Annotated in this window: 2 protein-coding genes; both read right to left on the reverse strand. The window is 57.9% G+C overall.

Annotation, left to right across the window (positions count from 1 at the left end; genetic code table 11):
* Positions 1 to 565: phage terminase small subunit (gene gpM / locus D9742_RS22970; protein WP_130238337.1), on the reverse strand; the 565-nt coding region annotated here is incomplete at its 3' end.
* A gap of 3 nt (positions 566 to 568) precedes the next feature.
* The coding region (locus D9742_RS22975) for a phage major capsid protein, P2 family (RefSeq protein ID WP_130238338.1) at positions 569 to 1,556 on the reverse strand (988 nt) is incomplete at its 5' end.

Genomic DNA, 1,556 nt, shown 5'->3' on the forward strand with positions numbered 1-1,556 from the left:
TGAGATGATTAAGGGCGGAAGTCGGATTGTTTTCACTCAGGACAGCGCCAATCGCTTTATGCAGACGCGCCCGTGACTGGTCCGGCATATCCAGACCGTCTGTCAGCTCCAGCGTCTGCAGCAACAGATCAGCATCAAAGCCGGTGGCGGCAAGCATTGCGATCTGCGCTGCGTCTGCCATTTCCTCTGCCAGCACGGTCTGCACGTTGCGGTTACCCAGCGGCATCACCCAGCCATGACGCAGGGCGTGACGTCCGATCTCCAGCGCCCCGGCATAATCTCCGGCATCAATGCGCCACAGCATCACGTACATCAGCACGTCATCCTGCTGTGCGCCTCCGGCAGCCAGGACACCCTCCGCCCAGGCGGCGTACTTCGGCAGCAGCTCCACCTTGATTTCCGCTTTTTTGACCGTGGACTGAACGCCCTTGAGACGGCGGCGGTCTTCCGCCAGTTGCAGCAGCATCAGGTCATAGCCCGACGCGTGGCGAACACTGCCGCCCTCGCGGGCGGCCTGTTCAGCCTGAACGCGCAGGCGATGCTGCCGTGCGGGACTCAGGCTCATGGTTTATGCTCCGGCTTCTGCGGCGGCGCTGAAGTCGCCAATCTGGATGTTTTCCACCAGTGCTGCGCAGCGGTAGTCCTCAACCACGTAGGCTTCGTTAACGGATTCAAAATTTTCAATCCGGTCACGTTTCGGGTTGTCGATAACCGAACGGCGGCGGGTGTCTTCCTGCCAGTAGATGGACAGGTTATCCAGACGGGTGATCAGCAGCGCATTCGGCGGGAAGAACGGCGCACGCACGGCCTGCAGGCCCCCCATGCGTTTCTGACTGATGATCATATCGGCAGCCAGTTTTTCACTGTTTTCCTGCTCTTTGTTGACCAGTGGGAAATACTTGTCAGACAGCAGTTCACGACCGCAAATAACCACCAGATCGTCATCGTCCTGGTAAACCACGTCGATAAGCTCATTGACGGCATCCATCACCACGGCGTCCAGGTTGGCATATTCGCCACCTTTCCCGACTTTCACCGCACCCGGTGTGGTTTCACCGCCTGTGGTGGTGCTGCCCATGACGTGATCCGGTGCATCCTCACGGATTTTCTGCAGCCAGCCTTTGTTCACATCCTGCAGCAGCGGGTTTTCACTACGGTTGGAGGTTTTCGCACGCTTCACGCCGTTAAAGCCGATCATGATGCGGTCCAGTGCCTGACGTTTCACGATGGCGTCACGGATACGCACCTGGAAATCCTGAAACTTCGCCCACAGGTCCAGCTTCGCGTAGGTCAGTACCGTGTCAAAGTTGGTCTGCTCGCATTTATATTCCACATCGACCATCAGCGTCGGATCGACAGGCTCACGCTCTTTTGCGGTGGTATCAGTGGTTCCGGCAATGGTGCTGCCAACACCCAGCCCCAGCAACTGACCAGACTGCTCAGTCACTGGCGTGACGTTAATCAGCGTCAGGAATGCGGCGGATTGCTGGATCTGGTCTTCCAGCGTCTGCTGCACAGACGGCTCTACAGTGAACTTGCTGGACAGTTCTTCAACT

The sequence above is a fragment of the Escherichia sp. E1V33 genome (assembly GCF_004211955.1).
Classification (GTDB): Bacteria; Pseudomonadota; Gammaproteobacteria; order Enterobacterales; family Enterobacteriaceae; genus Escherichia.